At 69.9% G+C, this 6,842-nt stretch carries 8 protein-coding genes and 1 riboswitch; of the genes, 6 read left to right on the forward strand and 2 right to left on the reverse strand.

Annotation, left to right across the window (positions count from 1 at the left end; all coding sequences use genetic code 11):
- The 3 genes from V6M46_RS06565 to V6M46_RS06575 form a co-directional block, all read left to right on the forward strand.
- Positions 1–360: precorrin-8X methylmutase (locus V6M46_RS06565; protein WP_332663030.1), on the forward strand; the 360-nt coding region annotated here is incomplete at its 5' end.
- Positions 357–1,874, forward strand: a complete 1,518-nt coding sequence (locus V6M46_RS06570; RefSeq protein WP_332663033.1) for a precorrin-2 C(20)-methyltransferase — start codon at positions 357–359, stop codon at positions 1,872–1,874. The genes V6M46_RS06565 and V6M46_RS06570, both read left to right, overlap by 4 nt.
- A 355-nt stretch (positions 1,875–2,229) precedes the next feature.
- On the forward strand, positions 2,230–3,108 hold the full coding sequence (locus V6M46_RS06575; protein ID WP_332663035.1) for a CHAD domain-containing protein: 879 nt from the start codon (positions 2,230–2,232) through the stop codon (positions 3,106–3,108).
- Positions 3,109–3,113: 5 nt separating this feature from the next.
- Here the strand turns inward: V6M46_RS06575 and cobM are convergent, their stop codons facing one another.
- Positions 3,114–3,872, reverse strand: a complete 759-nt coding sequence (gene cobM, locus V6M46_RS06580) for a precorrin-4 C(11)-methyltransferase (RefSeq protein WP_332663038.1) — start codon at positions 3,870–3,872, stop codon at positions 3,114–3,116.
- Positions 3,869–5,080 carry a precorrin-6y C5,15-methyltransferase (decarboxylating) subunit CbiE gene (gene cbiE, locus V6M46_RS06585; protein ID WP_332663041.1) on the reverse strand — a complete coding sequence of 404 codons (1,212 nt, stop codon included), beginning with the start codon at positions 5,078–5,080 and terminating at the stop codon, positions 3,869–3,871. The genes cobM and cbiE overlap by 4 nt, the downstream gene beginning before the upstream one ends.
- 138 nt (positions 5,081–5,218) lie before the next feature.
- On the opposite strand from cbiE, the gene V6M46_RS06590 reads away from it, so the two are divergent.
- From V6M46_RS06590 to V6M46_RS06600, 3 genes are read left to right on the forward strand one after another with little or no spacing between them, the layout of a single operon-like run.
- Complete coding sequence (locus V6M46_RS06590) at positions 5,219–5,845, forward strand: hypothetical protein (RefSeq protein ID WP_332663044.1); 627 nt, start codon at positions 5,219–5,221, stop codon at positions 5,843–5,845.
- Positions 5,845–6,486, forward strand: a complete 642-nt coding sequence (locus tag V6M46_RS06595; protein ID WP_332663046.1) for a DUF2975 domain-containing protein — start codon at positions 5,845–5,847, stop codon at positions 6,484–6,486. Before V6M46_RS06590 ends, V6M46_RS06595 begins: the two co-directional genes overlap by 1 nt.
- Entirely contained in the window at positions 6,483–6,701 is a 219-nt protein-coding gene (locus tag V6M46_RS06600) for a helix-turn-helix domain-containing protein (protein ID WP_332663049.1), read from the forward strand. The genes V6M46_RS06595 and V6M46_RS06600 overlap by 4 nt, the downstream gene beginning before the upstream one ends.
- Positions 6,702–6,703: 2 nt before the next feature.
- Positions 6,704–6,836, forward strand: a riboswitch (cobalamin riboswitch).
- Positions 6,837–6,842 lie beyond the last annotated feature (6 nt).

Raw genomic sequence — 6,842 nt, forward strand, 5'->3', positions numbered from 1 at the left:
AAGGACAACGAGGTGCTGTGCCTCCTGCGTGATCCGCGGGTTCCGGCGCTGGCCAAGGAGTGGTCGACGACCCGTTCCGCGGCCGCGGTCTCGCTGTGGGAGGACCAGCTCGAGGGCGCGGTCGTCGCATTCGGCAATGCCCCCACGGCGTTGTTCCACCTGCTCGAGATGCTGCTCGACGGCGCGCCCCGGCCGGCGGCCATCATCGGCACGCCGGTGGGCTTCATCGGTGCTGCCGAGTCCAAGGAAGCGCTGGCGACGTTCGAGCTCGACATCCCCTACCTGACGGTGCACGGCCGTCGTGGCGGCTCGGCGATGGCCGCCTCGGCGCTCAACGCGATCGCGCAGGAGCGCGAGTGAGCGGGCGCCTCTACGGCGTCGGGCTCGGGCCCGGCGACCCTGAGCTCATCACGCTCAAGGCGGCCCGGCTGATCGCCGCGGCCGACGTCATCGCGTTCCACGCCGGCGTCGGCAAGCAGTCGAATGCCCGCCGCATCGCCGCCGACCTCATACCTGACGGCGTCATCGAGGAGGAGCTGCGCTACCCGGTGACGACCGGCACGACGGCTCACCCCGGTGGCTATGCGGGTGCGATGGCGGAGTTCTACGAGGAGTCGGCAGCCCGCCTCGCGGTGCACCTCGAAGCCGGTCGCACCGTTGTCGTGCTGGCGGAGGGCGACCCGCTGTTCTACGGGTCCTACATGTACATGCACGACCGGCTCGCCGACCGCTTCGAGACCGAGGTCGTCCCGGGTGTTCCGGCGTTCGCGGCGGCCACCGCGACCGTCGCCTCGCCGCTCGTACGCCAGACCGATGTCCTCACGATCCTGCCCGGCACGCTCGACGAGCCGGAGCTGGCCCGCCGCCTGGCCGACACTGACGGCGCGATCATCATGAAGCTCGGCCGCACGTTCCCCAAGGTCGTCTCGGCGCTGCGCCAGGCCGGCCGGCTCGACGGTGCGCTGTACGTCGAGCGCGCCTCGATGCCCGAGGAGCGCTGGCTGCCGGTCGCCGACGTCGACCCGGAGACCGTCCCGTACTTCTCCCTCATCGTCGTCCCCGGCGACACCAAAGCCCCCTTGAGCCACCCCCGCCCCTTGAGCTTGTCGAAAGGAATTGGGGTTTCGACAAGCTCAACCAGCGTGGCAGAGCTCCTCGTCATCGGCCTCGGCCCCGGCCCCGACCGCTGGATCACCCCCGAGGTCACCGAGGCGCTGGCCGGCGTCCAGCACGTCGTGGGCTATGCGCCGTACGTCAACCGGGTCCCGCAGCGCGAGGGCCTGACCCGGCACGCCTCCGGCAACACGGTCGAGGTCGACCGCGCGCGCCTGGCCCTCGACCTGGCCCTCAAGGGTGAGAGCGTTGCCGTCGTGTCCGGCGGCGACGCAGGCATCTTCGGCATGGCCGCCGCGGTGTTCGAGGCAGCGGAGGACGACGCATACGCCGACGTCCCGATCCGCGTGCTGCCCGGGCTCTCGGCCGTGCAGGTCGTCGCGGCCCGCGCCGGGGCACCGATCGGCGGCGACTTCGCGGTCATGAGCCTGTCCGACCGGCTCAAGCCGTGGGCGCTGATCGAGAAGCGGCTGCGCGCCGTCGCCGAGGCGGACCTCGTGCTCGGGATCTACAACCCCGCGTCCCGCTCACGGACCACGCAGGTCGCGGACGCGCAGCGGGTCCTGCTCGATCACCGCGCCGGCGACACCGTCGTGGTCGTCGGCCGCGACATCGGCCGCGACGAGGAGTCACTGACCGTGACAACCCTGGCCGAGCTCGATCCGGCAACCATCGACATGAAGTGCCTGCTGATCATCGGCGCCAGCGGCACCCGTACGACGGCCGCCGGCCAGGCCTGGACCCCGCGCTCCACCTCCTGACCTGCACCGGAGCGCATCTGACAGGATGTCTCCGTGACTGAAGTGAGACCCGTCGGCCGCGGCTGGCGCCTGTCGATGTACGCCCTGTGCGTCGTCATGGTGCTGAGCGGCCCCGGCTTCCTGGCCCTCTGCCTGTTGCTGGACGCCCATGTCTGGGCCGGCGTCCTGATCAGCGCGGCGCTCTCGCTGGTCCTGATCCCCCTCGCGCTCGCGATGGGGTTCGACGTACGACGCACCGCTCGGCGCCGTGGTCGACCCGGCCGGCCGCTTCTACGCGGTGTTCTGAGGCGGCACCGCCGGACGGTCGGTCCCGATACGATCGCAGCAGGTGCCAGGGAGCGGAGGCGTGGTCGACATGGACGATCCGTCGCGCGAGAGCGCCGCGTCGATCCTGTTGATGAGCTACCTGGACGACCAGGTCACGAAGCTGAAGCATCACGCTTCCCGGGTGCGTGAGGACGAGCCAGACGCGGTGCACAAGATGCGCATCGCCATCCGGCGCCTGAGGGCGGCACTGGCGACGTACCGGAAGCTCCTCGACCCCGATGTCGTTGCCCACCTGCGCCGGGAGCTGAACTGGCTCGCCGGCGCATCGGGCGCGGCACGTGATGCGCAGGTCATGCGCGAACGGCTCACCGCGCTGGTCGCCGCCGAGCCGGCGGAGCTCGTCATCGGGCCGGTGCCCGAGCGCCTCGACAGCAGGCTCACGGCCGATCTCGCGGCCGGCCGGCGCGAGGTGCTGGACGCGCTCGACAGCGAACGTCAGGTCCGGCTGGTCGACGCGCTCGACGCGCTGGTGGCCGACCCGCCGCTCACTCCTCGGGCGTCGAAGCCGGCTCATCAGGTTCTCCCTCGCCTCGTCGCGAAAGCCGGGAAACGGCTGGCGCAGGCGGTAGAAGTCGCGGCGGCGGTCGAGGGCAGAGAGCGCGACGTCGCCCTTCACGAGGTGCGCAAGTGCGCCAAGCGACTGCGCTACGCGGCCGAGGTGACGACCACGATCCGCCCCACGCAGGCGGACGAGCTGGCTCACGCCGTCCAGGACCTGCAACGAACCCTCGGCGATCATCACGACAGCGCCGTCGCCCGCCACCTCCTGCTCGAGCTGGCCGCCGAGGCGATTCGCCGCGGCGAGAGCGACCTCACCTACCTGCACCTGCACGCCGTGGAGCTCGGCAAGGCCGCGGAGTCGGAGCGGCAGTTCCTCCAGGCCTGGGACGACATGCCCAAGGTGTAGTCGCGTCAGCGGCGCTTCGCCGAGCGGTCGCGCGCCGGGTCGTAGAGGTACGACTCACCGCCGCGTACGTCCTCGGCCAGCGCCTTGCCGACGAGGATGACCGCGGCCTGGCGCAGGCCTGCCGCCTCGACCTGGTCGGCGATGTCGCCGAGGGTGCCGCGCAGCACGACCTCGGTCGGCTGGCTCGCATTCGCCACCACCGCGACGGGGCAGTCCGCGCCGTAGGACTCGGCGAGCTCGGCCGCGAGCGTACGGGTGCGGGTGATCGCCAGGTGCAGGACGAGCGTGGAGCCGGTCGCCGCGAAGGCGGCCAGCGCCTCGCCGGAAGGCATCGCGGTCGAACGCGCCTGCGTACGGGTCAGGACGACGGACTGCACGACCTCGGGCACCGTGAGCTCGGCGCCGAGCAGGGCGGCAGCCGCGGCGTACGCCGGCACGCCGGGGGTCACGTCCCACGGCACCCCGTGGGCATCGAGCCGCTTGGCCTGCTCGTGGAGCGCGGAGTAGATCGACGGGTCGCCGGAGCACAGGCGTACGACCTCGAGTCCGGCCGCGTGCGCATCGACGATGCGTGCGGTGATCTGGTCGAGGTCGAGGTCCTGGGTGTCGACGAGCTGCGCGCCGTCGGGGCAGTGGTCGAGGACGGCGTGGTCGATGTAGGTGCCGGCATAGACGCACACGTCCGCGGCGTTGAGCAGCGCGACGGCACGCAGGGTCAGGAGGTCGGCCGCGCCGGGGCCGGCACCGACGAAGTGCACGGTCATACGTCGGCCTTCGTCACGGTCCACTGCGTGATGGCGCGGGCCGGGGTCCACCCGGTGAACGTGCCGATCGGTGCCGCGTGCTCCACGTGGAGGCGGGTCAGCTCGCCGCCGAGCTGGGCATAGCGAACCGCCAGCACGGCCTCGGTCTCGAGCGTCACGCCGTGCACGACGAGGCGGCCGCCGGGACGCAGCGCCGACCAGCACGCGTCGAGCACACCCTCCTCGGTCGCGCCGCCGCCGATGAAGATCGCATGCGGCGCCTCGAGACCGTCGAGCGCCTCGGGCGCATGGCCGGTCACGACGTCGAGAGAAGGCACGCCGAGCGCGGACGCGTTGCGGGCGATGCGCGCCGCGCGGTCCTCGCGGGCCTCGATCGCGATCGCGCGGCAGGTCGGGTGGGCTCTCATCCACTCGATCGCCACCGAACCGGCGCCCGCTCCCACATCCCAGAGCAGCTGGCCCGGCAGTGGGGCCAGTCGGGCCAGCGCCGACGCGCGTACGTCGCGCTTGGTGATCTGACCGTCGTGGTCGAAGGCGCCCTCCGGCAACCCGGCGGTGAACCCCAGCACCGTCGCGCCTGAGCTGACGAGCTCGACCGCGACGACGTTGAGGTCGGGTGCGGACTGGTCGCCCCACGAAGCGGCGACACCGTCCGTACGGGACTCGGTCTCCGAGCCGAGGTCGGCCAGCACCGTCATCGGGCTGGCGCCGTAGCCGGCAGCCGTGAGCAGACCGGCCACCTCGGCGGGCGTCGATCCGTCCGACGACAGCACGAGCAGCCGCAGGCCCGGCGCCAGTGACCGGGCTACCAGGTGCGGGTCGCGGCCTACGAGCGTGACGACCTCGGTCGACTCGGCCGACCAGCGCATACGGGCGCGGGCGAGCGCGACCGACGAGAGCGTGGGCACCACCACGACGGATTCCTTGCCGAGCAGGTCGACGAGCGTCGTGGCGATGCCGGAGACGAGCGGATCGCCGGAGGCCAGGGCGACGACCTTCCTGCCCTCGTGCTTCTCGAGCAGCGCCGGCAATCCGTCGCGCAGCGGCGAGGGCCAGGCTTCACGCACCTGATCCGCCTCGGGCAGCATCGCGAGATGCCGCTCACCGCCCAGCACGACGTCGGCGGACTCGACGAGCTCCTTGGCTGCCGCCGTCAGTCCGGTCCAACCGTCCGCGCCGATCCCGACGACCGTGACCTGTGTGCTCATGCCCGTGACGATATCTGCCGAACGCCTGACACCGGCCAGCCCATGCGCTTATCGTTTGTCGATAACAACGACTATCGATAAGGATCTTCTATGCCCAGCTATCAACTGCGTTCGGTGTGGGGTCCGTTCTCGACGATCGTGAACCTGCTCACGTTCTTTGTCGGTCTTGGGCTTTTCTTGACGGCCCTCATCGTTCCGCTGACCCTCATCGGAGGCAGTGGGACGGTCGGCATCGAGGGCGATCGGGACGGTCAGTTGTGCGCCCATGCTGGCGACCTGCCGGTGGAGGATGTGCCGACCAAAGGCGACTACTCCGAGCAGATCGGCGAAGTGGAGTCCAGAGTCGACGTCGTCCCGATCGAGCTGTTAGTTTGCGAACCCTTGAAGGGACTTGATCACAAGGCGGTCAAGTACAGCCTGAAGGCCATGACCGAGGTGCCGACGTTCGCGGTCTACTTGGTGTTCCTGTTCGGCATCCGCAGGGTCATGATCCAGACTGATCGCGGCGGACCGTTCGGACACGAAACCGCCCGCCTGCTCACCCGGCTCGGCTGGTGGCTGTTCGGCGGCCTGATCGCCGCCACACTCATCGAGACCACGGCCGAGAGCCTGCTGATCGGGACGATGGTCAAGGGCCAGACCTCGGGCTGGGCGGAGCTCGACTTCCCCGCTGTCATGATCCTCGGCGCACTCGGCATCGTCGGGGTCGGGCGCGTGCTCAAGCAGGGCGCGCGCCTGCAGGACGACGTGGAAGGAACTGTCTGATGGCAAAGACCCGCGACCCCCTGGGTCCTCTCGATTTCGTGACGAGCTTCTTCGCGATGCTGTTGGCCGTGGTGATCGCGCTGATCTTGGCCTCGGCGATATTCGGCTGGGGTGGCAGCACTCTCGGTATGGGTGGGGACAGCGTGTGCGTCGCGACAGATCTCAGGACCTTCGACCTGACGGAGGACCCATATGGCGACGTCCGCAAGGACGATGGCATCCATCGCGGCGTGTCGGTCAGCCCCGACGGTGCCCGTCTCTGCGACCCAGATCCAGGTTTCCGCGAACAGGCCCTCAGCGGACTCACCGAGGCGCCTTCTGCCGTCGTGTTCTTCGGCTTCGTCCTGCTGACACGCAGGATCATCCGGTACGCGCGGCAACAGGGTTTGTTCTCGGCTGAGCTGGCCCGCCGTATCGCGCGTCTTGGTTGGCTGCTGCTGGGCGGCCTGCTGGTAGCCGGGTTCCTCAGGTGGCTCGGCGAGGGATTGCTGCTCTCCTCCATGATCGACTCGATGTCCTGGACGGACGGCTGGTTCAGCGTTTCCGTGCCGGCGCTGATCGGCGCCGTCGGCATCGTGAGCGTCGGCCGAGTCATGAGCCACGCCGCGGCACTCCAGGCTGAGGCCGACGCGACGATATGAGCGATCACCGCATCCGGATCACGCTCGACGAGATGCTCGAGCGACGCGGCATGACCCTCACCGAGCTGTCCCTCGCCGTCGACATCTCGCTGGTCAACCTGTCGATCCTCAAGACCGGCAAGGCCAAGGCCATCCGGTTCAGCACCCTGACCCGCATCTGCGAGGTTTTGGACTGCCAACCCGGCGACCTATTGGCATACGACGACAACCGTTAGTCTTGCCAGCACAGACTCGAGGTGCCCCTCACGGGGAGAATCGGGAAGCCGGTGCAAATCCGGCACAGGGCCCGCTGCGGTGACCCGGGGTCATACCCGGGAAGTCCGAAGACCGGCCTCGAGGCTGACTGGCGGACGCAA

Origin of the sequence: Aeromicrobium sp., from assembly GCF_036676885.1 — a bacterium.
In the GTDB taxonomy this organism is placed as follows: domain Bacteria; phylum Actinomycetota; class Actinomycetes; order Propionibacteriales; family Nocardioidaceae; genus Aeromicrobium.